Here is a 24,962-nt window from a genome sequence, read left to right on the forward strand (position 1 = left end):
AGAAAGATTAGTATGTAAAAGCCTTAGTAATGTTTTATGATAATTTTTGTATTTAGTCATTATAGCATTGAATATGTTAAATGACCATTTCTCATCTAAACACCCAAAAATAAGAATAACATTTTCAGCCTTTTTATTCTAGAGAATCTTTTAGTACTTTTAGTTCATTCTCGTTAATCAGTACATCTCTCGGCTTGCTTCCTTTTGCTTCAGAGATGATTCCTTGCTGTTCCATCATCAATATTAGCCGTGCAGCACGATTATAGCCAATTCTAAACTGTCTTTGGAGAAGTGAAGTAGAAGCACTACCTTGACTGACGACAAAATCACATGTCTCTAAAAACAGTTCATCTTCGTCTTCTTGTACTTGTGCTCTTTTCAATAATTCTTCCTGCTCAAACATATAGTTTGGCTTTCCTTGAGTACGCACAAATTCTACAACTCGATCGATCTCTTGATCAGATACAAAAGTTCCTTGTAGTCTTACAGGCTTGGATGATCCACTTCCTAAAAATAACATATCGCCTCGACCAAGCAGTTTTTCGGCCCCACTTATATCTATAATCGTTCGAGAATCAACTTGAGAGGAAACGGAAAAAGCAATTCGTGTCGGCACATTTGCTTTGATTAAACCCGTAATGACATCAACGGAAGGTCGCTGTGTTGCGATAATCAAGTGGATTCCACATGCCCTTGCCTTTTGAGCGATCCGACAAATTGATTCCTCAACATCTGTTGGTGCCATCATCATTAAATCGGCCAACTCATCTATCACAACAACAATGTATGGCAGTTTGTCGCTATAATGTCCGCTCTCCACAGCCAACTCATTAAAGCGGCTTATATCACGAACACTTGCATGCGAAAATAACTCATAGCGGCGCTCCATCTCATCTACAGCCCATTTTAATGCAGCAGTGGCAGCTTTAACATCAGTAATGACAGGACTCACTAGATGTGGAATATGATTGTAAGGCGCAAGTTCCACCATTTTTGGATCAATCAATAAAAGTTTTAGCTCATCTGGTTTCGCTTTATAAAGCAAGCTAACTAATATGGAATTAATACAAACACTTTTTCCCGAACCTGTGGCCCCTGCTATTAGTCCATGCGGCATTCTACTTAAATCCGTAACGACTGGAACCCCTGAAATATCGAGACCGAGGACAGCGGTAAGGGACGACTGACTTTGTAAAAACGCTTTGCTTCCGATAATTTCACTAATTTGGACAGGTCTGCTCTCATAATTTGGAATCTCAATGCCAATCGAACGTTTTCCCGGGATTGGCGCTTCAATTCGGATATCCTTAGCTGCCATACTTAATTTAATATCATCACTAAGATTTGTGATCTTACTTACTTTCACTCCCCGTTCCGGCTGAACTTCAAACCTTGTAACAGCTGGACCTTGACTTACGTGGACAACATGGGCATTTACATTAAAATTTTTAAGCGTTTCGTTTAGTAATTCTTTTTGTTCTTCCAGCCACTCTCTATTTTCTGACATAATCACTGGAGGTTTCAATAGTCTTAAGGATGGAAAATTATAATCATCTTGTAATGTACTTGATTCTAAAATGGTTGCAGCTGTTTCTTCTTTAGCTATTTGGATTGGCTTTTGTGTCTCTATTTTTTCATTTTGTCTGTTTTGCCATTTTTCTTTATCTTTTTTTAACATTAGAACATTAAAAGGTAAATGGGTTCTTTGGGGTTCTCTTTCTTTTACAACTTCTTTCTGTGGTTGTTCTTTTTCTAAAACAAGGTCCTCCATCATATCGATTTCCTTTGTTTTCACTTGCTCTACAAAGTCAACGTCCTGAACTATACTTTCATCTTCCCAACTTGTGGCTTCATTAAGATTTTCTTCGAGCTGTGTTTCTGCAATTCCATCTTGAATTGTAATATCGGTTTCCTTTGTTTCCACTTGCTCTACAAAGTAAATGTCCTGAACTATGCCTTTATCTTCTAAATCTTTAGATCCATCTTCCCAAATTGTGTCTTCATCAAGATTTTCCTCGAGCTTTGTTTCTTCAATTCCATCTTGATTTATAAAAAAAGAATCATTCAATTCGTATTCAAATTCCACTTTCTCAGGGCGTTCAAAGCCATAAATTGGAGATGGAATCTCTGTTAGACGGAATGGCTGTTTTATAGTTGATACAACTTTTCTACTATCGGTCTTTTTATTAAGTAGTTGTTTTTCCTCATTTTGTTGCATTTCAAGGTTTTTATTTTGTGAATTTTGCGATACACTTCGCACACTGATATTTTTGTCTGCTCTTTGTCTCTGATTTTGGTTTATTCGTTCTGGTTTTATTTCCCTTTTTCTCGGAGGATCTTCAATTAAAGGAAATCGAAAATTTCCTTTCGGATAGTGGTATTTCATACGAGTATCTATTTCCAGATGCTGAGCAGGAGGCTTAGCAGCTTGCTTTGATTCATGATAATTTTCTTCTTCTGTTTCATCCATTAATTTAGAAAATATTTTTTTCAACCAGGACATTTTATCCCTCTATTCTTTCAATTCTGTATAAATACGGTCTTTATACCTGATACCGTCATAGCTGTCATTTATTCATTATAACAAAAATGCGGATAAAAATTGAGGTAAATGGAACATTATAAAAGAATCACGATTAAAAGGAGGAGAATGAATGAAATTTGCAAAATCGGTGATTTGTGTTGGCCTTGCTTCCGTCATATTTATGGGAGGATGTGCAACCAACAATAAAAATAACGATCGAATCGCAAATAATGATAATAATACACCACTCGGAGTTCGATATAACCCAAACGTTGACACCAACAGAAATTGGACAGACAATAATCGAAATGTGACAACAAGGGATGGATACGGTGTTAATAACACAAGAACGAGATATGGTGCAAACAATAATACAGGATTTAATAACACAGGTACTGGAGTAAATAATAACACTGGGTTTGGAGTAAATAATAATCGTGATTTCAATGACAATGATCGAATCGATGTAGCAGACAATATTGCAGATGAGATTACCAAGCTTAAAGAGGTCGATACAGCAAATGTTCTTGTTACTAGGCGAAATGCTTATGTAGCAGTAAAGTTAAGCAATACAGGAAATAACGAAATGAATAATACGGTACAAAGAAAAATCGCTAAACAGGTTAGAGATGTCGATAATAATATCGATAATGTCTACATTTCAGAAAACCCTGATTTCTTTAATCGAATGACTGGATATAGAAATGACATAAATGCTGGACGTCCTGCTAGTGGTTTCTTTAATGACTTTAGCGATACTGTACGAAGAGTGTTTCCAAACGCACGATAAATAATAATAACACTGAGGAAACGCATTGATTTATGCAAGGAGATCGATTAAGCGTTACTAAAAATAAGACATGCCCTTTAGCAATTGCGGAGGGCATGTTTTCACGTTCACCAAAAAATACCTATAATAGCAAGCGCCCCTAAAATAATTCCTCCAACCGTCCCTATTGTACTAGAATCAAAAATTGGCCTTTTTGTAAAAAATTTAATATCTTCTATATCCGATTCCAACTTCCTTACCATTTCCTTAAGTTCTGCAATTTCAGTCATCAATTGGTCTTGATTTTGTTCGTTCATTATTTTCACCTCTACATTACTAATCTTTGTCTAATATATACGTTTTAATTAAAGTTTAGTTTCAATCAAGTTACATTGAATCCTATATTCATGTTTGAGGTCAATTAGAAATGGGATAAGAAAAAAGTGTACAATAATAATATTAAATATTTCATATGGAAAGGATTGGGCATGTTTGTTAACTCTCATCAAAAACGGTGAAGTCTATTCTCCTGATTTTATTGGCAAAAAGGATATCCTAGTGGTTGATCGAAAGATTGGATTTATTCAAGAGCGAATTGATGTCCCTACGGATTTTGTCCATATACATGTTGTGGACGCAACTGGAAAAATAGTTGTTCCTGGATTTATTGATGCCCATGTACATATTACTGGTGGAGGAGGCGAAGGCAGTTATAGAACTAGAACCCCCGAACTCCAGTTGACTGATGCTACCCTTGCAGGAGTGACAACGATTATTGGTGTAATTGGCACGGATGGCACAACAAGAACAATGACCAATTTAATTGCCAAAGCAAGAGCGCTAGAGGAAGAAGGAATTACTTGCTACGTTCAAACAGGTTCCTATCAAGTTCCAGTTAAAACTTTAATGGATAAAATTGAAGATGATATTATTCTTGTTGATAAAATTATCGGCGTAGGAGAAATTGCAATATCAGATCATCGTTCATCTCAACCAACAGTAGAAGAGCTTGCGAAAATTGCATCCGCAGCAAGAATCGGTGGTATGCTTTCAGGCAAAGCTGGGATCGTAAATATACACGTTGGCGACAGTTATGAACATTTACGTTTAATTGAAGAAGTCATAAAAACAACGGAAATACCTATCCAGCAATTTTATCCAACTCATATAAATCGAAATCCTCATTTGTTTGAAGCAGCGGTCGAATATGCAAAAATTGGTGGCTATATCGACTTTACTACAAGCTCTATACCAAATAAGGAAAACGATTGGAATATTAAATCGAGTAAAGGTTTAAGAAGATTGCTAGATGACGGGATTGATATAGAGCAAATCACCTTCACTTCCGATGCTCAAGGGAGTCTACCCAAATTTGATGAGCAAGGAAATTTTACGGGATTAGGAATTGGAAAAGTCTCTTCACTTTTTGAGGAAGTACGGGATGCTATTTTGATAGAAGGCATTTCCCCAGCAGTCGCTTTTAAAGTGATTACACAAAATCCCGCATCCATACTAAAACTAGAGCAAAAAGGGACGATTGCAGCAGGAAAAGATGCTGATTTAGTAATACTGAACAAAGAAGATTTGACCATTGATAATGTTTTCGCAATGGGGAGAATGATGGTTGAAAATGGAGAAGCAATTGTAAAAGGTACTTTCGAATAATTAATATTACGGATATTATGTTAGGGAAAGCAGTTAGATTTAGAAATTTTGAAATCTAACTGCTTTTTTAAAGTATCCGAAAAAAGCCGTTTCCAATAGTGAATGGAATCGACTAAAAACGATTCTAGTTCTTTCTTAGTTTTTTACATAATTCACAATCGACTCAATCACTTCATTCTCCCATTGGTAGGAGTTAAAAGTGTGATCTCCATTTTCAATCGTATGTAGTGTAGCCCGATCACTGTAGCATTTTTCAATATACATATTAGATACTTCGTATGGAACAGCTTCATCTTTTGTTCCATGAATAAGTAAAACGTTGCCTTTATATTTAGCAGCACGTTCCCAAACATTTATGGTTTTTAAATCTTCACCGAAAGCTTTTCCTACAAGGTTTCCACCATAATCATAAGCGTTGTGGCTGGCGATAAAAGGAACAGTTGCTTCCATTGGCTCTATAATTTGATGCATTGTTCCTGCTGGAGCAAGTAACACTAATCTCTCGATACCGTTATTCAACTCACCAGCCAGCAAACTAGCAACGAGTCCTCCCATGCTTAGACCTAATAAAATAATTCTATTTTCATCAATCTTTGGATGGGATTTAACATAATCAAATATTGTTCTTGCTTCTTCGAACTCTTTTGTGACAGTCATGTCTTCGAAGTCTCCATCGCTCTCACCACTGCCAAGAAAATCGAAGCGGAAACTGGCAAAGCCTTGCTTTTCCAAAGCTCTTGAAATTTGTAAAAATAAGCGATGAGGCTCGAGCTTATTACCTGTAAATCCATGAAATAAAATAACCGCGGGTAATTTTTCCCCAGATGGAAAATGTTCCATCCCGCGAAGTGTAAGACCATTATGAGAAATAGATACAGCTTTTTGCAAAAGAAAACACCCTTTCTATTTTTGATAAGAGTACTACTATTTTAGCATTTTTTAAATAAAACAACGACTAGTAATATGGTATATAATGGTATTATCATATAAAGAGGTGGAATAGAAATGGCTTCTTTAAAACAGTTTCAATTCGCCCGTACTTATACGATCAGAGCACTTAATCAAACAAATCTTGATAAATGGGACGATATTCCAGATGGTTTCTCTAATTCGATTCGTTGGAACGTTGGTCATATCTATGTAACGGCGGAAATTTTATTACATAAAGCTGATAATGAATATGAAGTAAAAAATCCCAATTGGACAGCATTATTTGCCCCTGGAACACGACCATCTCAGTGGACAGAGATTCCACCTTCAGCGGAAGAAATGTTGGATGCGTTTAAAAAGCAAAGTCGATACATAGATGAATTCTTTGTAGGAAAATTAGGTAATGCAGCTTCTGAATCGTTTGAGATTGGCCCTCATAAGATGGAAACAGTAGATGCGCTTCTCCAATTCGTTATCTGGCATGAAGGAATACATGCTGGGATGATTAAAGCATTAGGAGTGATGTGAAATAACTTTAATATCCCCTCTCGCTGTGCATTTGCGAAGGGGATATTAATGATTTTAGAAATAAAGAAAGTAAACGTGTAAGATAAATAGTGTCAGCTTGAATGCAATACTCTCGATTAACATGTTCCTACTCTAGAAAATAATAATCAATATCGAATACATTCTAACTTAAATTTCCCTCACAAAATAATGCTTACTTTCCTTATTTCCTGCTCATACGGAATTCTCTTCTCCCTCAAATTTCTTTCTAATTCTCTCAATTTCCCAAACTGCCAGTCTTCCATAGTTTCTGGGTCCCATTTTTCTAAGAACAATGTGTATAAAAACAGCTCTCTCATTTGCAAAAGGACAAGAAGCTGGTCATACATATCTTCTGAAAGTTGTCTTATGGAAAGATAGCCATTTAAAAAATGGGTGAGAAAATAGTGAGGGAAATCCTCCCACTCTGGATAAAAAGAAGTTCCCGTCCATATGGCGTGATAAATCGAAACAGCTAAATCTTGAGCAAAAAACTGATACGCACAATCGTCGAAATCAAATAAAATAATTTCGCCATCCACAATGTGGAAATTACCTTGATGAAGATCATTATGGATAAGGCCAAAATTAGTAGTAGTTTTAGAAAAGGTATTAAGCTGTATCTTTAAATCCTTATAACAATCATTTACCCATTTAGTATCGGATTCGATGGTTGCACTACCTTCTGGCCGTTTAAAGGCAGGTCCAGAAATATTATGTAATAAAGCAATCATCCTACCCCATCGATAAAAGAATTCACCATTCCATTCAGCACTATCCAACACATTTACTGGTTGACCCCCTGTATGCTGAAAAAAAGTAAGCAAATAATTCTCTTGATTTATTTCGATTTCAATGACTTTTTCTAAACTACCGAACTGAACAGGAGCTGCAAGACTAATCCCTTTGCCTTGTAAATATTCCATCCATTGGATTTCTGCTTGAATCGATTCTTTCTTCTTTTGGCTAAATCTTGCAACATATTGCTTTTCATCCGATTTAAAGGTTGCCACGATATTTTGAAATCCTTCCGACTGAAGGCAAATATCAATAATCTCTCTATTTAATTCTCTTTCTAATATTTCATTTATCTTTTTTATATACATCTCTATGTCCTTTTCAAAAAAATGCTGGCGGATATTGAAGTTCGCCTTGAACGTGATCAAGTTCCCACACTTTTAGTTCACAAACCATAAAAACTTCATCCGGAACATCAAACTGCCGTAATTCCAATCCAAATTGTCGGGCAGGTTTAAAACCGAATTTAGGATAATAGGATGGATGACCAATTAACAAAACCAGTCCATAACCCAACTCCCTTACTCTTTTTAATCCTTCGTTGATCAACATACTTCCAATGCCAATCTTCTGATGTCCTGGTTTTACTGATACAGGCGCTAGAACAATGACTTCCGTTGACTCATCACCATGTACCACACTTGCTTTACTTAGCAATATATGGCCAACGATTTCACTATTTTCTTCAGCTACAATAGATAGTTCGGAAATAAAGCCTTCAGATTCTCGAATCCGCTCTACCAATTTCGATTCATCTTCCCGCATTCCAAACGCCACATAATTCAAATCATAAACAGCTTTATAGTCTTTAAATGTTTCAGTCCTGATATTCATTAATGACTAATCCTCGCTTAGCTTCTTTTAAAATTTGTTCGTGGGCCACATTCCACCCCTCATAATACTCAGATGCTTTACATGGGGAAATAAAAATTCTTTTTAAAGATTCAAATTTCCCTTCAAAAGGATGGAGTTTTTGGATATCCATACGATAAAAAACTTGAAAACCAATTTGAGGGTAAGGACTATCTTCTTTCCAATTCATATTTTCCTGATGGTTTACCTCAATATGCCCTAAAAGGTGACAATCCCCTTCTACATACCCTTCCTCCATAGCTTCTCGTTTAAAACACTCTTCTGGAGTTTCTCCACTTTCAATATGTCCTCCAGGATAATCCCAACCTCGGTCATATAAATCAATCATTAATAATTCATTTTCATAAAAGCAAAAGCCGTGTACACTCGTTATCAGATTCCGTTCTGGAAGAACAGAACTCGGAATCCAAGTTAGTTTTACCTTCCCATTCCAATTAACATATGTAGAATACATTTTTATCACCTAGTTACAGGAATCATAATGGTAAATTCAGGATCAGTCGAATAAGGATCTTGCTTCATAGGATATTTTTCAAAGTGAGTTAAATGATGGACATTATTTTCCTTTAGTCCTTCAGAACTTATCCAACTATATATATTATTGTATGACTGTTCAATATTTTGACCTTTAAGATGTTCACATGTTGCATACGATAAAGTAGGGACATATATGCTTACCATGCCAAAGGGAATGTTTTCTACCTTCTCCACTTCAACAGCTGCATAGTGGGTAAAACCATCGCCACCAGGTTTAGCATGATAGGAAAGACCGAGCAAAATATCTGGATTCACGATATGAGGGATCTCATTTAATCTCTCTTTCAGTTCAGTTTGAATCTTTCGAATCCCTCCCTCACCAGCTTCAGCAAATGTTCCTTCCCATTTTAAACCAATTGCGTGAAATGATTCTTTGGAAATTAATGCCGCATCGTTTTTTTGTATGACTGTCATTTCTCCATTCTCCTTTTTTTCGTTTATTTTTTTTCCATTATTACAAGTAAGAAAGTTGCTACTGGTCCAAGAATAATGGAAAGTAAAAACCAATTTAAACCACTTCTATTCTTCGCTTGTGCTAATCCAGCATTTATCAATGTTAACGTTCCCCATCCAACAAAGTATTCATTACCACCCAAAACTTTTCCACCTTTCATTTTTACTCTTTTTATTAGTCGTCCCATTTTGTTAATATAATTATAGATGAGAAATTCTAAAAATTGGTAACATTATTTTAATATTTGGAGGAATACATGAAAATATCTTCAAAAGCTTTACATAGCCTTGAAAATGATATCAAAAAAGAAAAAATAAGCTCCTGTTTAATTTATGTTAAAGGAGAGACGATTTTTCAATACTATAAAAATAGGAAAATGAAAGAAAAATTGTTTAAAGTGAATTCAGTCACAAAAAGCATTCTTTCAATTTTAGTCGGTATAGCAATCGATGAAGGATTAATTGAGAATATCCATACACCGATCCACACTTTCTTTCCTACTCTGGAAGATGAGAAGAAAAAAATTACTGTCGAACATCTGTTAACGATGACAACAGGTTTCGAATGGGGTGAATTCGGAGATTGGGGTGGCCGTCCTTTCCCAATGATCAATAGCAAGGATTGGGTCAAATTTGTTTTGGAAAAGAAATTAGTGACTACTCCTGGGGAAATAATGAACTATAACTCGGGATGCTCTCACTTATTAAGCGCAATATTACAAAAAGTTTCTGGCATGTCATTGGAGAAATATGCTTACGAAAAGCTTTTTAAACCAATTGGAATAGAAAAATTTAATCTACATAAAGATTCCAAAGGGATTGGAATAGGCGGATTTGGTCTTTCAATAAAAACAAGCGACTTATTAAAAATTGGTCTTTTAATGATGCAACTCGGGGAATGGAACAATAAACAAATCGTCTCAAAAGAATGGATTGAAGCATCCACTACAAAGAAATACGAAGGTTATGAATGGATTGGATCATACGGTTACCATTGGTGGGTTTTAGAAGATGAGCGACTTACTTTTCCTGTATATTTTGCAATGGGATATGGAGGTAATTTTATCATCATTAATCCAGTGTTCGAATTTGTAATGGTCTTCACTAGTGAACTATATGATCAAACATTTCTTCCATTGGACTTGTTTAAAAAATATATAATTGAATATTTTATAACGGAATCAGTATAATTTATATTTTTATAAGGATAGTTGAAAGGGTGATTGCTATGAAAGAAGAGAAAAGTGAATTATGGGAATGGACAAAAGCGTTTCTTATTGCTATTTTGCTAGCAGTTGTAGTTCGGCACTTTATTTTTTCACCGGCCACAGTTAAAGGAGAATCTATGATGCCGACTTTGCATGACCGAGATCGGATGATTGTAGATAAAGTAAATTATTCATTATTGGAACCAAAAAGATTTGATATTATTGTTTTCCGAGCCTCTCCAAGTGAAAACTATGTAAAACGAGTAATTGGATTGCCTGGAGACACTATCGAGTATAAAGACGATATTTTATATATCAATGGAAAAGCATATGAAGAACCTTACCTGGATGAATATAAAAAACAGAATATGCCTGGTATACCTCTTACATATTCGTTTTCTTTAAAGGATACTCCAATCGGTAGAGATACTGTACCAAAAGGTCATTTGTTTGTTATGGGTGATAATAGGGGACATAGTACGGACAGCCGGCATATCGGTGCAATTCCAATCGAAGATGTGCTAGGCACAGCAAAAATAATATTTTGGCCATTTAAAGATTTCCAAATGATTAAATAGGTTTACACAAAATGAAGGAATTCAAAGGAAGCCTTATTCAATAGGTTTCCTTTTCCACTATTTTCCATTTAATACATCTACAGCCTTTTGAATTTTATCGTCTCTTTCAACTTCTATAGCTAGGTTACGTCCATGAACATAGAAAATTAACGCATTTTTTGCTTCGTAATAATTGTAAGATACTAAATTAACTGCAGCTGTTTTATTTTGAAAATCCTTGAATCCTTTCTCTCTTTCCAGTTCAGATTTATAAATATAAACCAAAAACAACTTGTCATCTAATTCAAAAGTAGTTGGCCTGATGCCATTTAGTTTCATTCCAAAAATGTTATCCTTTGGAACTTTCATTTCCTTCAACAATAAGTCTTGCTCTCTTAAAGCAGAAAGAATCTCCGGCTTATTAACCATACTCGCATCTGACGATTGGCAACCAGATAAAAATATAAGAATAGCCAAACATATAGCGATGAGTTTATTCATAATTTGTTCTCCATATCAAGTTTAAATTAATTACAAATCAAACTCCTTCATTCTTCTCATTATTTATTCGTTCATTTATAGCATCTAGCTTCTTTTCAATTCTATCAAGCTGATGTTTGCGTTTAGAAAAAGTAAGAACAAGAAATACAATTAGGATAATGATGAGAACTATATAACCAATACTAAATAATTGAAATAATACATCTCCCATATTGTGCCACCTCAAACTGAGTTATTTATCCTAAAGTTTACCATATTTTACATGTGAATAATTTAAAGTTACGAAGAATCGAGATTCTATATAGAAGAAAACAAACAGGGTATGATTCAAGTCCCTGTTTGTTTAAAAGTATCTCTATTAAAAAATTATTATTTCACTATCAAAACAGGACATTTCGCATCTTTCGCCACTTTATGGCTAACGCTTCCTAGTACCATCTCTTGCAATGCATTCAAACCACGACTGCCCATTACAACCATATCACATGATAGTTTATTTACGTATTCAACGATTACTGAACCAGGATCTCCGTGAAGTAATGTTACCTTATATGTAATGTTTGCTTGATTAAACATTTCCTCGATTGGCAGGAGTTTTTTTCGACGTTCAACATCCATGGTTTCGGCATCCTTACTTTGGAGTACCTCTTTTGACCCTTTTGAATAGTCGATAACAAATACAATTTCTACAACTGTGCCTTCCGCGAATGAAGCAATTTTTACTGCTTCTTTAGCTGCGCGAATAGAGTTTTCGGAACCATCTGCTGCCAGTAATATTCTATTGTACATTCTGTTCCCCGCCTTCTAAAATATTTTTTTCCTATTTTTTTACGAAATTATTAGTATTCGACAATATGAGAATTATCCCAAAAAAAATGATTTTGCACAACCTAAAAAAAAGATGTGAACGAAAAATCGTCACATCTTTTTCTGTTAAAATGGATACTCTCTCGTAATATCTTGTGTGGAGATCCATTGATATGTTGTAAATTCATCGAGGGACCATCTCCCACCAAATCTCCCAATACCCGATTGCTTTTCTCCTCCAAATGCTATTAAAGGTTCATCGTTTACACTCTGATCATTTACATGAACCATTCCTGTTTCCATTTTCAAAGCCACTTGGACCCCTTTTTCTATTGAACCGGCATGGACAGCACCACTTAGCCCATATGGTGTATCATTTGCAATTTCAATTGCTTCCTCTTCTGTTTTAAATGGAATAATTGTTACGACAGGGCCAAACATTTCATTTTTTGCAGTCGCAACATTATTCGAACTTGACGTTAAAATAGTCGGATGCATAACACTTCCATCCACTTTCCCCTGAAGAACTACCTTTGCTCCTTCTTGTTTAGCTTTTTCTATTTCTCCAAGTATTCGTTCATGGCCCCTTTGTTAATCAATGGTCCTATTAAATTTTCCTTATTAGTAGGATCACCAACAGGTATTTTCTTAGCCTTTTCTATAAATTTTTCCAAAAACTCCTCGTAGATCTTTTCATCAACAATAATACGATTTATTGCCATACAAATTTGACCATTATGCATAAACTTACCGAAAATAGCTGAATGGACGGCTTTTTCCAAATCAGCATCCTCTAATACAATTAATGCATTATTTCCACCTAGCTCCAATGCAACTTTCTTTATATTTTTTCCGCAAAGTGCTCCGATATGTTTCCCTACAGGGGTAGAACCTGTAAATGAAATCATTCGAGGGATAGGATGATCAACGAAACCATCTCCTATATCTTCTATCGAAGCTACCACAACATTAAACAAACCCTTGGGCAACCCAGCTTCTTCAAATATTTTTCCGATAACAGTGCCACCCGACATCGCTGTTTGCTCGTCTGGTTTAAGAACTACTCCATTACCTGCGGCTAAGGCAGGGGCTACGGAACGCATTGATAGATACATAGGAAAATTAAACGGACTGATAACACCTAGTACACCTAAAGGCTTTCTGAACAGGCGATTTTCTTTTCCAAATACAAGTGACGGAACCATTTCCCCGCCCATACGCATCGGGTAACTTGCTGCTTCTCTAGTAATAGAAATACAAAAATCTACTTCTACGTTTGCTTTAATGAAAGATGAACCTGACTCTTCTATAAGAAGCTCTACTAGTTCATTACGCCGATTCTTCATAATTTGCACAGCTTTTTCCATAATATCCGCTTTCTCAAAAGCGTTGACTTGCTCCCATTCTTTTTGAGCTTTTTTGGCTGAGGAGTATGCATCATCTATATCATTTTGATCGGCCATTTGAATGCTTGTGATCACTTCTTGATTATATGGATTCATATCGTCATATACGGTTTTACTCATTCCGTCTCGCCACTCACCGGCAATAAACTGTTTGTTTAACTCCGTATATTTTTCCATCTGACATCCTCCTTATGTGTTATCTCATCTATTTATATTTCCTTACATAAATCTATTAAACCTTTAGAAATTCCAGTTCTATATGCCTTAAGTAAAATATCAGTAGGCAATAACGAGAGATAAAAAAATACGTGGAGAAAATTTATGATTTTCTCCACGCATCATTTATATTTATCCCTAAAAAAGCTTTGTATATTTGACTTACAATAAGTGCCATAATCCAATTATTTTCTTTAATACGTTAAAACTTATATTCCTGTCCTACTTCGTATTTTTCATCTTCCAAAATGAGAATCCCTTTTTCTTGAGGTGCGTTCGGAAGTTCTAATTCCCTAGCAGAACATATCATCCCACTAGAAGGTACACCGCGTAGTTCTGCATCTTTAATGATCATTCCGCTTGGCATGACTGCTCCTACTTTTGCCACAACAACTTTTTGTCCTGTGTCGACATTTGGTGCACCACAAACGATTTGCAGTTCATCCGTCCCAACATCGACTTTACAAACACTTAACTTATCTGCATTTGGATGTTTTTCTTTTTCCTTTACATACCCGACGACAAATTTAGGTGAGAAATCGGCTTCCAGTTTTTCTTCAAAACCGTTTTTATCAAGTGCTTCATTGATTTTTCCTAAAATCTCTTCATTTAAATCTACTTGACCCTTCGCATCTACCTGAACATATTGAGAAGCATTAAATATATTAAATCCTCCCGTTTTATTCGTTTGTTCATCAAAAATACGGGCAACGTCCCCTTTTCGTTCAAACGTTCTATGTTCAATATCTCCTAAATTAATTAGCAGAACATCGCCTACACCTTCTAAATTATAAAATACATTCATGTTAAAATCCCCTTTCAGTCTTCTTTCTTATGATCCTTTGCTAAAATAAAGATTGGTTCTAATTTTCCATTTTCATAAATATACGAAAGTGCGGTAATCGGAACATTTCCTGAAGTAAAAAAGCTCATAGTTAATTCAGCTAATATATCGTAACCTGTTCCATTGCGAATATCCCCGATAATGAGTACATCCTGATGAGGGACAGCTACCACCATATCGCCTTCAATCGTTTCCGCTTTTTCTTGGAGGAACTTGTCATTTAGTATCCTACTCGCATCATAACCATCGTTCGTGTTTAAGAAATAAAAATCATTTCCTGCAAGAGAATCTCTTTTCATTTCAGTAGACAACGATCTGACATTAAAACGGGCTATTTCACGAATTTTTTGCGGTTCAAGCCCCTCTTTTTCAATTAGGTTCTCATCTAACATTCGATATGTATTACCGAGATCCAAGGCGTAATATATTCTTGTTTCAGCCGTATGGTCATCTGTCATAAACGGAATGCCATCACTCGTTTCAACTGGAAAGGAAGTAGAGCGAATCACCGGGTATATTTTCTTTTCACTACCCGCTAAGCTTTGTTCTTTCCCCATTACCTCAAGGGCTTCTTCCACATAATAGACAACCTCATCAATCGCCTTTTCTTTATGCTCATGCCATTTTGCCACGATTCCAGGAAGGGCAACGTCAATCCCTTTCCCAGTTTCCTCGTTTTCAATACGAAGTGATTCTTTTTTGCGATCATATTTAAAAGAACGGCCTTGTTTTTCAAGCCTTTTCTCTAATTCTCTTCTTAATTTCTTTTCATCCATTTTCATCATTCAACCCTCCTTGGGTGCAATACACTATCGTTTATTTTACATGAAACTGACTACAGTCTCAAAGAAACAACAAAAAAACCTCCACAGAATTTGCAGAGGTTTTGTAAATTATTTATAGACCATTAATAAACTCTTCAATTTCTTCCAACGTCTTACGGTCCTTGCTGACGAAGCGTCCTACTTCCTCACCGTCATGATAAGCAATAAAGCTTGGAATTCCAAAAATATTTAGCTCGCCACATAAATCAATAAATTGATCGCGATCGACTTCAATGAATGTATATTCTGGATAATCCGCCTCAAGTCTTGGCAAAAATGGTTCAATGAACCTGCAGTCTCCACACCAATCGGCAGAAAACATAAAGATTGTCCGTTCTTCATTTTTTAATGATTCGTATTGCTCTACGGATTGTAATTTTTCCATCTCTTTTTCCTCCTATGTAGATTAACAATTGGCTAGTTAATCCAGCCATGCTTTTTAAATTCCAATTTGTTTAAGCTTACCACAGCCAGACAAAAAATAAGGAGTAAAATGACTTGAAGAAAAACAAAAGCGCAAGCGCCTGTTCAGCGACTTACAGGCCCACAGGATGTGGGTCCGTCGACGTCGCCACAGGACGTGGCCGTTTTTAGTCGACGTTCCTCTTTAGGGTTCTAACGAGATAAAGGAAACACGATGAGCCACGAAAAGCGGAAGGCGCCTGAATAAAAGAAGAAAGGCTAAGTACGCAACGTCCTGTTGCAGGCTCAGGCAGCGACGTCCTGTCGCTTCGCCTGCACTAGTACATCCATGTACGTCACAACGCCTTCCTGACCCGCATCCTGCGGGCCTCCGACAAGCAAATGTTCTGAGTCAAAAAAGTCGCTCTTTGACTTTATTGACTCAGGTTATTTGACCTCGAGGGGCTGGCGCCTGTAACTGGACATTAAAAGGCGAGTCGATGTTGACTTATCGTAGGAAGAAACCGGAAGTTTGCTAGTCGCTAGGCGCTGGAGCTAGATGGGAACTACCTTCTTAAAAGTTATCCACAGTTTCCAATCTATAATTTCCTATAAAAAAGAGACGGAATGCTCCGCCTCTAAAATTGTTTATTCTTTGATTGATGTAGAGTTAACGATTTTCATTAAAAGTTCGGCATCAGCAGCAAGTGTTTTTAAATCAGATTCTGTAGTGGCTTTAACCCCGCCAATCCCAACACTAACTTCGTACAGTTCTTTATCTGTTTCATTGATGACAATGTATCCAACTCGATCTTTATCTAAATAAGTTTTATTAACAATTACTTTATTTGCATTCTCGACAACACCATCGTAAAGCGCTTTACTATCACTTTGTTCGTTAGGATTATAAAAAAGGATATAAGTGTGGTCTCCTTTTTTCATAATAATATTATTTGGCGATTCATCTTTTATTGTAAATCCTGTTGGTAGATTGAACTTTATCGACTGAACCTCTTCATTGGCTTCTTCAGATTTTGCTTGAAAAGTCTTTTCAACGTTCGTCTCGGCTTTTACTTTTTCCTCATCTATCGATTTCCCGCAAGCTGCTATGATCAGAACACTAAACATGATCATGATGCTTGCTACTATTTTTTTCATGATCCTTCCCCCTATGTTACTAAACTCACATGTCTATCATACTACTCCTAAAAACCGCTTGACAACCCCAGGTACAGACAAAGAAACTATTGGAAAAAAATGATACAATGTCAGGTAGTACATATAGGAGGGATAAGTGATGAGGTTAACCGTTTATTTAGCAGGTGAAATTCATAGTAACTGGCGCGAAGAAATTAAGGAAAAGGCTAAAGCATTGCAGCTTCCAGTTGATTTCGTGGGACCGATGGAAGATCATGATCGATCCGATGCAATCGGGGAAGAAATACTCGGTGAACAGCCTAATGCCATATTCCGCGATGCTGCTGCTTCAAGTTTTAATAACTTACGAACCCAAGTGCTTATGCAAAAAGCTGATCTTGTTATTGCTTTATTTGGTGAAAAGTTTAAACAGTGGAATACTGCTATGGATGCAAGTGCTGCAGTTGCACTCGGAAAACCATTAATTCTCATACGTCCTGAAGAATTACACCATCCGCTAAAAGAATTATCCAGGAAAGCCAATGCAACCGTTGAAACAGTCAACCAAGCGATTAAAGCACTCGCTTATGTTTTTGAATAATACATGTTGGAGACTGGTTTATTTATGCCAGTCTCCTCTTTGTCCAACAAGTAATTTCATTATATGCATAAACATTTCATCGCGATTTACCATTCCATGTGTAAAAATTCCAATCGCACCTTCATTGGAACGCACATTCTTATTCTTACTATAATCCTCCATCACTGGACCTAGCTCTTCTCCCGCCCTCAAGCGTTCAGCAATCTCCTCTGGCAGCTTAATTCTTGCTCCACCTGCAACAATCGTCTCCTTATCTCTTTCAGCTAACGCACCATAGTTTATTAAAAAAAGACCATGCTGCGTTTCTGTTACACCACCTTCAAGACCTATAGCAATATCTATATCCTCATGGGTTAAGCAAAACTCTGCTCGATTCATTGCCCCTGTCATTGTCTCTTCATCTGAAAACGGCATCCCACTTACATTCGATGGTGCATCTATAGGAAAAAGTTCGTTCTGATTGCCGATATCCCACAGAACGGTTTCAGCTGCTTTAATTTTTGCTGCATTTTTAGACCCAACTGCTATTTTCATGGTATGACTCCTTTTATTTTTTATTACATGGCAAAGAGGCGAAGTTTCCTTCACCTCATACTACTTATTTTTTTTTAATAGATTCAACTGTGGCACGGTCGCTCGCTTTTACTAACTTCACAATGAGCTCTTTCGCTGCTGCATAATCATCAACATGGATAATCGATGCATGTGTATGAATATAACGCGAGCAGATACCGATTACTCCACTTGGTACTCCTTCGTTAGAAAGGTGAACTTTCCCTGCATCAGTTCCACCTTGGGAAACGAAATACTGATAAGGAATATCATTTGATTCTGCCGTATCGAGAATAAATTCTCTGATCCCTTTATGAGTAACCATTGAACGGTCATATATTCTAAGCAATGCCCCTTTTCCAAGCTGGCCGAATTCATTTTTGTCGCCTGACATATCATTTGCAGGACTTGCATCAAGAGCAAAGAAAATATCAGGTTTAATCATATTTGCTGCAACTGTTGCCCCTCTTAACCCAACTTCTTCTTGAACATTCGCCCCGGAATAAAGGATGTTCGGGATTTTTTCATTCTTCAGTTCTTTCAAAAGCTCAATCGATAATCCACATCCGTAGCGGTTATCCCATGATTTCGCCATAATTTTCTTTGGATTTGCCATTGGAGTAAACGGGCATAGTGGTACGATTTGCTGACCAGGTTTGATGCCGATTTTTTTAGCATCTTCTTTGTCATCAGCACCAATATCAATCATCATGTTTTTAACATCCATTGGCTTCTTCCGTTGCTCGTCACTAAGCAGATGGGGAGGAATAGATCCAATGACTCCGTCTACTGGTCCATTTTCGGTAATGATTTGAACACGTTGGGCTAATAATACTTGGCTCCACCAACCGCCAATCGTTTGAAAACGAATCATTCCATTTTCGGTAATATTCGTAACCATGAAACCAACTTCATCCATATGCCCCGCTACCATGACAGTTGGTCCTTGCTCATCTCCACGCTTTACTCCAAAGATTCCGCCTAAACGGTCTTGGACCACTTCATCTGCATATTTTTCTAATTGCTCCCTCATGAAATTGCGCACAGCATGTTCATTTCCAGCAATCCCTGGGAGTTCAGTTAGTGTTTTAAATAAGTCCAGTGTCTCTTGGTTCATTTATAGGCCTCCTGATCATTCCAATTTATGTACACGTATTATTTTACAGAACTTGCAAATGACTTGCCATTAATCTGTATATAACTTTGGTCAATACTAATTGTCGAAGATTTAAACTATTTCCTGTATACTAAAATTACTTATCAAATTCGGAGGTGCATCCGTTGGATTGGAAATCTTTTTTTGCTGGGGCGGCGGCTGGAATAGTCGGAGGTTATTGTTTAAGTAAAAAATTGAATGAGACAATGCCTTTATCTGGGGAAGAGGTTCTTGCAAATGTAAAGCGTGCCTTCAAAAAAGAAGGTAAAATCGATGGCTCCTGGCTGCAAATGAAGCCGGAGGATTATAAAAAATACGCCATTAAAACAAAGGTATATCGAGGTGGAATTTCAACGAGACAAGACGGAGAACGCCAGCAATATGAATTCATTGCTGACGCTTATACAGGAAGCGTTCTTGATATAAATCCAATATAGATTTTGCGGTAAAATTATAAGTTTACCAAAATGGGGTCTCAATAACTCAATTGAGACCCCTTGTTAGAAAAATAATTAAAGCTAGAAACAATAGTAACCTAATTGATGCCACTCATTTTCGATTTCTCTCAACTATGAGAACTCAAATATCCGATTGAGACCGGGAACTTGTGATTTATCTGAGGCACAAGGACTCAAAAACTCGATTGTGACCATCAACTTACTATTTTCCTCGTGCGGAAGGACTTAAACCTGATTTTGCGATCGACAAGACATCCGTACAATTAAAATGGTGTGTAAATAAATTTAAGTGGACCCGTGCCAACAATATTTTTTGAATTCAGTCTTAATGAATCGGTAAGATTTATTCCTCCCTGTTTCTTTTCACCGAATCCACAATATTCCCTTCCTCGTCCCATTTCAAAGCACGATAATGTCCATCGTGATAAAAGGTGAACCAATTTCCAGCCTTCATGGTCGATGGAATCCATGCCTGTTTCGCTCTAATTGAATCCATTGGATAATCGTCATAAGCAAGGAGCCAGAGAACATTCTGATGTGCATGTGTCGGCATAAGATCCCCCATATGAACTAGACGCTCTCCTTCACTTTCAATCACAATGATTGAATGACCGTTACTATGTCCGCCTGTATGAATCATCGTGATGGCACCTTCAATTTCTTGCCTTTCTTTAAAAGTTACTACTTGATTCTTAATCGGCTCCCAGTTTTCTTTCCAATATGTATTCTGCGAACGAATATTTGGATTTCGTATTTCGTTCGATTCTACTTCGGATGTATAAATGACAGCATTTGGAAAAACAGAAGCATAACCGTCTCCATCAGGTTTTGTTAAACCACAAGCATGATCAAAATGAAGATGTGTCATACAAATAATATCGATATCCTCAGGAGTTAATCTTAACTCGGCGAGAGACTCTGATATTTTTGACTCCTCTATCACGCCAAAATTTCTTCTTTGTTTATCAGTCAATTTTCCGTTTCCGATGCCGGATTCTATCAATATATTTTTATCATTAATTTGTAAGAAAATGGGGTCTGTACGCAATTCAATTTGATTTTTTTCATTTACGGGATATTTTTTCGACCACAATGGTTTTGGGACAACCCCAAACATCGCGCCTCCATCCATATGAGTGACACCGCCGTTCAACCATTTTAAGGTAATGGCTCCTAGTTTAAAAACCTCCATGCTATCCACATCCTTCCATCTCTTTAGGTTGATTTTAACATTGATGGCTCATAAAAAAAATCCACTAAAAGTTTTAGTGGATTCTAGCAAACTAGTATTTTACTTCACACCGATAAATCGGATGACCTTTCGATGAAAACTTCTCTTCATATTCTGTCATAATATTTCCTTCGAAATCACTCTTGTGCAAATCTAAACTTACAAATTTTAATCGGAGGCCAAAATTTGTAAAACTTACTAAAGAATATTCAAATAGTCCACGATTATCTGTTTTAAAATGAATCTCTCCATTATCGATTAAAATCTCTTCATATATTCGTAAAAAGGAGTCGTGAGTCAGCCGTCTTTTTTCATGACGATTTTTTGGCCATGGATCGGAAAAGTTTAAATAGATTCGTTCCACGTCACCTTTAGCAAAAAACTCTTGCAAATCCTCCCCATTCGTATTCAACAATTTTACATTCGGAAGCTCAGCTTCAATCAATCGATCAAGTGCTGCTACAATCACACTTTCCTGAAGCTCAATCCCAATATAATTAATGTCTGGGTTGGCTTTCGCCATTTCAGTTACAAAACGTCCTTTTCCTGTACCTACTTCAATATGGACAGGCTGATTATTTTTAAACAACGCATCCCAGTTTCCTCGATATTGCGCTGGATTCGGAATGACGTATTGTGGATAGTTCTCGATTTTTTCCTTTGCCCAAGGCTTATGTCTTAAACGCATGTATGTTACACCTCATATATATTTGTATGAATAAAAGAAGGCACTTCTCCGTACACTAGCAACAAAATGATTAGTGTAAAAAGGAGATTTCTTTATGTCACTTAGCTACCAAGACCAAGTTAATTTACTTCAGGATATTTTGGTTAATCACCTAGAAGATTGCTGTGGTTCGGTTTCGGAATGTGAACAAATAGGAAGACTAGTAAAATCCTTGCTCGCCAATAATTCCGTATCCCCGGAACTGCAGCCGCTCCTGGAAGAAATTTATACTTATTGTCAGTCTGGGAAAAATTCTCCCGATCTCGAGAGTCATATAAATGCCCACCAGGAAGAACTCTCCCAGTGGGTAGGTCAAATTAATTCTTATTCGTAGTTAAAATGATCTAAATAATTAAGCCAATATTCCATTTCTCGGAATCGATTTTTGTTCTTATGCCATTGAATGGACAACAACGTATGAGCAATTGTATACCACTTCATTCTTATTTTAAGCTCGTCCGTCAATGGTTTTCCATATTGCTCGAGCCACTTCTCCCAATCGGTTTTCGGGATATACCAATGGAGAAGCAATCCAAGATCCATGGCTGGATCCGCAATCATCGCGCCATCCCAATCAATAAGATAGATTTTATTTTTATCAGAAATGAGCCAATTATTATGATTTACATCACCGTGGCAAACTGCCCATTCATTACATTCAATATTTAATACTTCTTTATTTAGAAACGCATGAGCATCCTTCACCAATTTTACATTCTGTATTGCTTGATCAAGGGTGGAATCCACCTCATCAAGCATTTGGTAAGGACCGAAAGGAGTCTTTCCCATACGTGTAAGCATCATTAATAGAGGCTGCGAATCATGTATCTTTTTTAATAGTTTCGCTGCCCTCTTATCAGCCATTTCATTCGGTGTAAACTCCCTGCCAATTAAATATTGCTGGGCCGTAATCACATCTCCATTTTCCATTCTTTTTGTCCAAATTAACTTCGGAACAATCCCCTCTGCCGATAACACAGCGAGAAATGGTGAAGAATTACGCTTTAGAAACAGCTTTTTATTATCTTTTTTTGCAAAAAAAGCTTCCCCTGTTGCCCCGCCAGCAGGAGTGATTTCCCAATCCTGCCCTAATGAAAAATCCACTTTATGTTCACCTTCGTTTATATCAACGGAGAAAATCCCCGAATTGTCGTAATAGCCCTATTCAACAAAAAAAGACAGCTATTGGAAAATATTCGACTACAATAGCTATCAGTTATTAAATTTTATAACTAATCCTCATTTTTCGTCAAGACGTTTTTGAGGAAAACATAAAATATAAAAAAGATTTTATTAGTTCATTCTGCATTTTGGATGAGTCTCCAGCTTTTGGGAGAAATATTTACATAAAAAGGAGTTTCTGCAATATCCTCCCCATCAGCATGAACCCATACAGGTTGTTCAAAACGTATAGAAATTTCCCGACCATTATATGAATCTACCTCTTTATATTTTAAATGGCCACCCCAAAAAACGGTTATGAAAATGAACAGCAGTTTTATTTTAGATAAGTTATGAACTACCGTTATATTGAATTCTCCGTCCCGCGCATTTGCATGTGGAGCGATTTTCATTCCGCCACCAAAATACTGCTGATTGGATATAGTGACAAACCAAGTTTTTTCATATATTTTTTTTTCGCCATCCACCTCAAGCGTTAATGTAGTTGGACGATAACGAAAAAGTTCCGTAATGACAAAATATGTATAAACGAGTTTTCCAAGTGAGATGGAATTTAACCATTTTTTAGCTTTTGATCGATTTCCCTTCATAGAAATCAACGCATCAAATCCCGCCCCTACACTGTTTACAAAAACTCCACTCCCGGATTTATTTGTTGTATATATTCCTGCGTCAAATAAAGTTGCGGGAGAATCTATTAGCGATTTAATGAAATCAATGCTCTTCAACGGATCAGTTGGCAAGCTGAATCCTCTTGCAAAATCATTTCCAGAACCCGCTGGGATATAGGCGATTGTAACATGAGGCATATTTATGATTCCGTTGATTACTTCATGAATAGTTCCATCTCCACCGACAGCGACGATCAGAAGGGGATTAGAATCTTTCATCGCTACTTTTTTTGCGATTTTAGCCCCATCATTTGTTTTTTCAGTAAAATAAACCTCATGGGGAATATCTATTAATTGTTTACTTAACTTCCTCCATATTCGTAAACTGAACCCGTTTTTAGCAGCGGGATTTACAATAAAAATAAGTTTTCTTTTTTCACTCATCATCATTCTCTTTGTCCCAATCTGGCCTGCGAAAGGATGTAGTCTGGCAATACTCCAGAAGGGCTTTCGCACCTTTAATTTGCATCATTTTTAACGGTGAAGCCAAGCTTCTCAATCTTTGAAACCACTCATCATAAGACCGTTTATCTAGCAATAATAAATCTCCTGGGGCCTCTGGATAATCGATGTATCCATTTCTTGAAACAACTGCTTTACGAATTGGCAGTTCGACTTCGTATAATTGAAAAACCTGTTTAACGATTTTACCCATTCTGTTTGCGGACATCGAAGGATTTAAAACTTTTGTTTCATGATCTTGTTGTTTTTCAATCCAAAAATGGTCTTTTGAACCTAGATAGGCTGCATCGTTCTCCTTTTCCAAAAAAGCTAAACACCATATTTCAGTAGGAGTAAGCAGTAAAACCTCCACCTCAACAGGAGCTTTTTTCAATAGAAAAATAGGTTCATATAAAAGAAAGATATTATCAGGCAATCGCTGCAAAAAATGCTGCAGCGTCTCACTCACATAATACTCTTCATTTACAAACGATTTTTCATAAATGGTTGAACTCGCCCATTTAATTTGAAAACGGAAGAGATGATCAAGAAATTGTTGTTTTAATTCCTGTTCATTGGGTGCATGTAAAAAGTTTCGAAAAGCGAAATCTTCTTCCTCTTTTTCTAACTGAATATCAAATTCTTCTACAGTTGATTCGTCCTCTTTTGAAAACCAACCCTTCACTTTATTGAAGATACTTTGCTTCTCATTAGAGATCTCTTGTTTCGAAAATTCATTATCGTATAGGAGAGTCCCGGATTCCCATGCTTCTTTCAGATTCTCCCACTGCTGCTTTTTCAATCGGACATATTGTGCCGGATACCGTGACATATCGGTTTCGTATCGAGATACATAATCTTGTAATTTGATGAGCTGAGCCATCGAAAATCATCCTTTACTCACTGTCAAAAAAGTATAATATCTCCAATTATAATATGTTTAACA

Annotated in this window: 30 protein-coding genes and 1 pseudogene; 8 read left to right on the forward strand and 23 right to left on the reverse strand. The window is 36.6% G+C overall.

Features of this window, described 5'->3' with window-relative positions; all coding sequences use genetic code 11:
- Positions 1–133 precede the first annotated feature (133 nt).
- The gene (locus KHA97_RS08145; protein WP_213124185.1) at positions 134–2,503 is read right to left on the reverse strand and encodes a DNA translocase FtsK; all 2,370 of its coding nucleotides are present in this window, start codon (positions 2,501–2,503) and stop codon (positions 134–136) included.
- 151 nt (positions 2,504–2,654) lie between these two features.
- Between KHA97_RS08145 and KHA97_RS08150 the strand changes: the two genes are divergently transcribed.
- On the forward strand, positions 2,655–3,314 hold the full coding sequence (locus tag KHA97_RS08150) for a YhcN/YlaJ family sporulation lipoprotein (RefSeq protein ID WP_213124186.1): 660 nt from the start codon (positions 2,655–2,657) through the stop codon (positions 3,312–3,314).
- A 107-nt stretch (positions 3,315–3,421) separates the two neighbouring features.
- Here KHA97_RS08150 and KHA97_RS08155 read toward each other — a convergent pair whose 3' ends face one another.
- Complete coding sequence (locus KHA97_RS08155) at positions 3,422–3,610, reverse strand: hypothetical protein (RefSeq protein ID WP_213124187.1); 189 nt, start codon at positions 3,608–3,610, stop codon at positions 3,422–3,424.
- Positions 3,611–3,785: 175 nt separating this feature from the next.
- Between KHA97_RS08155 and iadA the strand changes: the two genes are divergently transcribed.
- Positions 3,786–4,958: a beta-aspartyl-peptidase gene (iadA, locus tag KHA97_RS08160; RefSeq protein WP_213124188.1), complete on the forward strand. Its 1,173-nt coding sequence runs from the start codon at positions 3,786–3,788 to the stop codon at positions 4,956–4,958.
- A gap of 135 nt (positions 4,959–5,093) precedes the next feature.
- Here iadA and KHA97_RS08165 read toward each other — a convergent pair whose 3' ends face one another.
- On the reverse strand, positions 5,094–5,846 hold the full coding sequence (locus KHA97_RS08165) for an alpha/beta hydrolase (protein WP_213124189.1): 753 nt from the start codon (positions 5,844–5,846) through the stop codon (positions 5,094–5,096).
- A 117-nt stretch (positions 5,847–5,963) separates the two neighbouring features.
- On the opposite strand from KHA97_RS08165, the gene KHA97_RS08170 reads away from it, so the two are divergent.
- Positions 5,964–6,416 (forward strand): DinB family protein, encoded by a 453-nt coding sequence (locus KHA97_RS08170; RefSeq protein ID WP_213124190.1) that lies wholly within the window; start codon positions 5,964–5,966, stop codon positions 6,414–6,416.
- Positions 6,417–6,595: 179 nt separating this feature from the next.
- On the opposite strand, the gene KHA97_RS08175 is transcribed toward KHA97_RS08170, so the two are convergent.
- From KHA97_RS08175 to KHA97_RS08195, 5 genes are read right to left on the reverse strand one after another with little or no spacing between them, the layout of a single operon-like run.
- A complete protein-coding gene (locus tag KHA97_RS08175) occupies positions 6,596–7,540 on the reverse strand; it encodes a phosphotransferase enzyme family protein (protein WP_213124191.1) in 945 nt (314 codons plus the stop codon).
- A gap of 13 nt (positions 7,541–7,553) precedes the next feature.
- Complete coding sequence (locus KHA97_RS08180) at positions 7,554–8,066, reverse strand: GNAT family N-acetyltransferase (RefSeq protein ID WP_213124192.1); 513 nt, start codon at positions 8,064–8,066, stop codon at positions 7,554–7,556.
- A complete protein-coding gene (locus KHA97_RS08185; RefSeq protein ID WP_213124193.1) occupies positions 8,050–8,559 on the reverse strand; it encodes an NUDIX hydrolase in 510 nt (169 codons plus the stop codon). Before KHA97_RS08185 ends, KHA97_RS08180 begins: the two co-directional genes overlap by 17 nt.
- A gap of 5 nt (positions 8,560–8,564) precedes the next feature.
- Positions 8,565–9,056, reverse strand: coding sequence for a GyrI-like domain-containing protein (locus KHA97_RS08190; protein WP_213124194.1), 492 nt, complete (start codon positions 9,054–9,056; stop codon positions 8,565–8,567).
- Between the two features lie 23 nt (positions 9,057–9,079).
- Positions 9,080–9,238, reverse strand: a complete 159-nt coding sequence (locus KHA97_RS08195; protein WP_213124364.1) for a hypothetical protein — start codon at positions 9,236–9,238, stop codon at positions 9,080–9,082.
- 114 nt (positions 9,239–9,352) lie between these two features.
- On the opposite strand from KHA97_RS08195, the gene KHA97_RS08200 reads away from it, so the two are divergent.
- Together KHA97_RS08200 and lepB are read left to right on the forward strand one after the other, a co-directional pair.
- Complete coding sequence (locus tag KHA97_RS08200; protein WP_213124195.1) at positions 9,353–10,285, forward strand: serine hydrolase domain-containing protein; 933 nt, start codon at positions 9,353–9,355, stop codon at positions 10,283–10,285.
- Between the two features lie 38 nt (positions 10,286–10,323).
- Positions 10,324–10,881: a signal peptidase I gene (gene lepB, locus KHA97_RS08205; RefSeq protein WP_213124196.1), complete on the forward strand. Its 558-nt coding sequence runs from the start codon at positions 10,324–10,326 to the stop codon at positions 10,879–10,881.
- Between the two features lie 57 nt (positions 10,882–10,938).
- Here the strand turns inward: lepB and KHA97_RS08210 are convergent, their stop codons facing one another.
- From KHA97_RS08210 to KHA97_RS08245, 8 genes and pseudogenes are all read right to left on the reverse strand, one after another.
- Positions 10,939–11,361, reverse strand: coding sequence for a hypothetical protein (locus KHA97_RS08210; protein ID WP_213124197.1), 423 nt, complete (start codon positions 11,359–11,361; stop codon positions 10,939–10,941).
- Between the two features lie 37 nt (positions 11,362–11,398).
- Positions 11,399–11,572 carry a DUF4083 domain-containing protein gene (locus KHA97_RS08215; RefSeq protein ID WP_213124198.1) on the reverse strand — a complete coding sequence of 58 codons (174 nt, stop codon included), beginning with the start codon at positions 11,570–11,572 and terminating at the stop codon, positions 11,399–11,401.
- A 158-nt stretch (positions 11,573–11,730) separates the two neighbouring features.
- The gene (locus KHA97_RS08220) at positions 11,731–12,150 is read right to left on the reverse strand and encodes a universal stress protein (RefSeq protein WP_213124199.1); all 420 of its coding nucleotides are present in this window, start codon (positions 12,148–12,150) and stop codon (positions 11,731–11,733) included.
- A gap of 144 nt (positions 12,151–12,294) precedes the next feature.
- Positions 12,295–13,751 (reverse strand): annotated as a pseudogene (locus KHA97_RS08225) (aldehyde dehydrogenase family protein).
- Between the two features lie 241 nt (positions 13,752–13,992).
- Entirely contained in the window at positions 13,993–14,595 is a 603-nt protein-coding gene (ytpR, locus tag KHA97_RS08230) for a YtpR family tRNA-binding protein (RefSeq protein WP_213124200.1), read from the reverse strand.
- A gap of 14 nt (positions 14,596–14,609) precedes the next feature.
- Positions 14,610–15,410 (reverse strand): DUF1444 domain-containing protein, encoded by an 801-nt coding sequence (locus KHA97_RS08235; RefSeq protein WP_213124356.1) that lies wholly within the window; start codon positions 15,408–15,410, stop codon positions 14,610–14,612.
- Between the two features lie 121 nt (positions 15,411–15,531).
- A complete protein-coding gene (locus KHA97_RS08240; RefSeq protein ID WP_213124201.1) occupies positions 15,532–15,843 on the reverse strand; it encodes a thioredoxin family protein in 312 nt (103 codons plus the stop codon).
- A 665-nt stretch (positions 15,844–16,508) separates the two neighbouring features.
- Positions 16,509–17,018, reverse strand: a complete 510-nt coding sequence (locus tag KHA97_RS08245) for a hypothetical protein (protein ID WP_213124202.1) — start codon at positions 17,016–17,018, stop codon at positions 16,509–16,511.
- Positions 17,019–17,157: 139 nt separating this feature from the next.
- On the opposite strand from KHA97_RS08245, the gene KHA97_RS08250 reads away from it, so the two are divergent.
- Positions 17,158–17,598 carry a YtoQ family protein gene (locus tag KHA97_RS08250; RefSeq protein WP_213124203.1) on the forward strand — a complete coding sequence of 147 codons (441 nt, stop codon included), beginning with the start codon at positions 17,158–17,160 and terminating at the stop codon, positions 17,596–17,598.
- An 18-nt stretch (positions 17,599–17,616) separates the two neighbouring features.
- Here KHA97_RS08250 and KHA97_RS08255 read toward each other — a convergent pair whose 3' ends face one another.
- Complete coding sequence (locus KHA97_RS08255; RefSeq protein ID WP_213124204.1) at positions 17,617–18,132, reverse strand: DUF84 family protein; 516 nt, start codon at positions 18,130–18,132, stop codon at positions 17,617–17,619.
- A 64-nt stretch (positions 18,133–18,196) separates the two neighbouring features.
- On the reverse strand, positions 18,197–19,267 hold the full coding sequence (locus tag KHA97_RS08260; protein WP_213124205.1) for a M42 family metallopeptidase: 1,071 nt from the start codon (positions 19,265–19,267) through the stop codon (positions 18,197–18,199).
- 155 nt (positions 19,268–19,422) lie between these two features.
- Here KHA97_RS08260 and KHA97_RS08265 point away from each other — a divergent pair, with 155 nt between their 5' ends.
- Positions 19,423–19,743 (forward strand): PepSY domain-containing protein, encoded by a 321-nt coding sequence (locus tag KHA97_RS08265; RefSeq protein ID WP_325167422.1) that lies wholly within the window; start codon positions 19,423–19,425, stop codon positions 19,741–19,743.
- 364 nt (positions 19,744–20,107) lie between these two features.
- Here KHA97_RS08265 and KHA97_RS08270 read toward each other — a convergent pair whose 3' ends face one another.
- Positions 20,108–20,956 (reverse strand): YtnP family quorum-quenching lactonase, encoded by an 849-nt coding sequence (locus KHA97_RS08270; protein WP_213124207.1) that lies wholly within the window; start codon positions 20,954–20,956, stop codon positions 20,108–20,110.
- 91 nt (positions 20,957–21,047) lie between these two features.
- On the reverse strand, positions 21,048–21,683 hold the full coding sequence (gene trmB, locus KHA97_RS08275; RefSeq protein WP_213124208.1) for a tRNA (guanosine(46)-N7)-methyltransferase TrmB: 636 nt from the start codon (positions 21,681–21,683) through the stop codon (positions 21,048–21,050).
- A 94-nt stretch (positions 21,684–21,777) separates the two neighbouring features.
- On the opposite strand from trmB, the gene KHA97_RS08280 reads away from it, so the two are divergent.
- Positions 21,778–22,056, forward strand: coding sequence for a YtzH-like family protein (locus KHA97_RS08280; protein ID WP_213124209.1), 279 nt, complete (start codon positions 21,778–21,780; stop codon positions 22,054–22,056).
- On the opposite strand, the gene KHA97_RS08285 is transcribed toward KHA97_RS08280, so the two are convergent.
- The 3 genes from KHA97_RS08285 to KHA97_RS08295 all read right to left on the reverse strand — a co-directional run bounded on the left by KHA97_RS08285 (position 22,047) and on the right by KHA97_RS08295 (position 24,899).
- Complete coding sequence (locus tag KHA97_RS08285; RefSeq protein ID WP_213124210.1) at positions 22,047–22,826, reverse strand: phosphotransferase family protein; 780 nt, start codon at positions 22,824–22,826, stop codon at positions 22,047–22,049. The two genes, KHA97_RS08280 and KHA97_RS08285, sit on opposite strands and share 10 nt — an antisense overlap.
- A gap of 194 nt (positions 22,827–23,020) precedes the next feature.
- The gene (locus KHA97_RS08290) at positions 23,021–23,959 is read right to left on the reverse strand and encodes a diacylglycerol/lipid kinase family protein (protein WP_213124211.1); all 939 of its coding nucleotides are present in this window, start codon (positions 23,957–23,959) and stop codon (positions 23,021–23,023) included.
- Entirely contained in the window at positions 23,952–24,899 is a 948-nt protein-coding gene (locus KHA97_RS08295; protein WP_213124212.1) for an NERD domain-containing protein, read from the reverse strand. Before KHA97_RS08295 ends, KHA97_RS08290 begins: the two co-directional genes overlap by 8 nt.
- Positions 24,900–24,962 lie beyond the last annotated feature (63 nt).

Source organism: Lederbergia citri, assembly GCF_018343625.1.
Taxonomy (GTDB): Bacteria; Bacillota; Bacilli; order Bacillales; family Bacillaceae_C; genus Lederbergia; species Lederbergia citri.

Coding starts and splice junctions, on each gene's coding strand:
- KHA97_RS08175 (WP_213124191.1), bottom strand. CDS start 7,540: ATGTATATAAAAAAGATAAATGAAATATTAGAAAGAGAATTAAATAGA.
- KHA97_RS08220 (WP_213124199.1), bottom strand. CDS start 12,150: ATGTACAATAGAATATTACTGGCAGCAGATGGTTCCGAAAACTCTATT.
- KHA97_RS08215 (WP_213124198.1), bottom strand. CDS start 11,572: ATGGGAGATGTATTATTTCAATTATTTAGTATTGGTTATATAGTTCTC.
- KHA97_RS08235 (WP_213124356.1), bottom strand. CDS start 15,410: ATGGATGAAAAGAAATTAAGAAGAGAATTAGAGAAAAGGCTTGAAAAA.
- KHA97_RS08260 (WP_213124205.1), bottom strand. CDS start 19,267: ATGAACCAAGAGACACTGGACTTATTTAAAACACTAACTGAACTCCCA.
- lepB (WP_213124196.1), top strand. CDS start 10,324: ATGAAAGAAGAGAAAAGTGAATTATGGGAATGGACAAAAGCGTTTCTT.
- KHA97_RS08200 (WP_213124195.1), top strand. CDS start 9,353: ATGAAAATATCTTCAAAAGCTTTACATAGCCTTGAAAATGATATCAAA.
- KHA97_RS08245 (WP_213124202.1), bottom strand. CDS start 17,018: ATGAAAAAAATAGTAGCAAGCATCATGATCATGTTTAGTGTTCTGATC.
- KHA97_RS08250 (WP_213124203.1), top strand. CDS start 17,158: ATGAGGTTAACCGTTTATTTAGCAGGTGAAATTCATAGTAACTGGCGC.
- KHA97_RS08290 (WP_213124211.1), bottom strand. CDS start 23,959: ATGAGTGAAAAAAGAAAACTTATTTTTATTGTAAATCCCGCTGCTAAA.
- KHA97_RS08185 (WP_213124193.1), bottom strand. CDS start 8,559: ATGTATTCTACATATGTTAATTGGAATGGGAAGGTAAAACTAACTTGG.
- ytpR (WP_213124200.1), bottom strand. CDS start 14,595: ATGAATGTATTTTATAATTTAGAAGGTGTAGGCGATGTTCTGCTAATT.
- KHA97_RS08255 (WP_213124204.1), bottom strand. CDS start 18,132: ATGAAAATAGCAGTTGGGTCTAAAAATGCAGCAAAAATTAAAGCAGCT.
- KHA97_RS08295 (WP_213124212.1), bottom strand. CDS start 24,899: ATGGCTCAGCTCATCAAATTACAAGATTATGTATCTCGATACGAAACC.
- KHA97_RS08150 (WP_213124186.1), top strand. CDS start 2,655: ATGAAATTTGCAAAATCGGTGATTTGTGTTGGCCTTGCTTCCGTCATA.
- KHA97_RS08190 (WP_213124194.1), bottom strand. CDS start 9,056: ATGACAGTCATACAAAAAAACGATGCGGCATTAATTTCCAAAGAATCA.
- KHA97_RS08170 (WP_213124190.1), top strand. CDS start 5,964: ATGGCTTCTTTAAAACAGTTTCAATTCGCCCGTACTTATACGATCAGA.
- KHA97_RS08280 (WP_213124209.1), top strand. CDS start 21,778: ATGTCACTTAGCTACCAAGACCAAGTTAATTTACTTCAGGATATTTTG.
- KHA97_RS08180 (WP_213124192.1), bottom strand. CDS start 8,066: ATGAATATCAGGACTGAAACATTTAAAGACTATAAAGCTGTTTATGAT.
- trmB (WP_213124208.1), bottom strand. CDS start 21,683: ATGCGTTTAAGACATAAGCCTTGGGCAAAGGAAAAAATCGAGAACTAT.
- KHA97_RS08270 (WP_213124207.1), bottom strand. CDS start 20,956: ATGGAGGTTTTTAAACTAGGAGCCATTACCTTAAAATGGTTGAACGGC.
- KHA97_RS08210 (WP_213124197.1), bottom strand. CDS start 11,361: ATGAATAAACTCATCGCTATATGTTTGGCTATTCTTATATTTTTATCT.
- KHA97_RS08145 (WP_213124185.1), bottom strand. CDS start 2,503: ATGTCCTGGTTGAAAAAAATATTTTCTAAATTAATGGATGAAACAGAA.
- KHA97_RS08240 (WP_213124201.1), bottom strand. CDS start 15,843: ATGGAAAAATTACAATCCGTAGAGCAATACGAATCATTAAAAAATGAA.
- KHA97_RS08155 (WP_213124187.1), bottom strand. CDS start 3,610: ATGAACGAACAAAATCAAGACCAATTGATGACTGAAATTGCAGAACTT.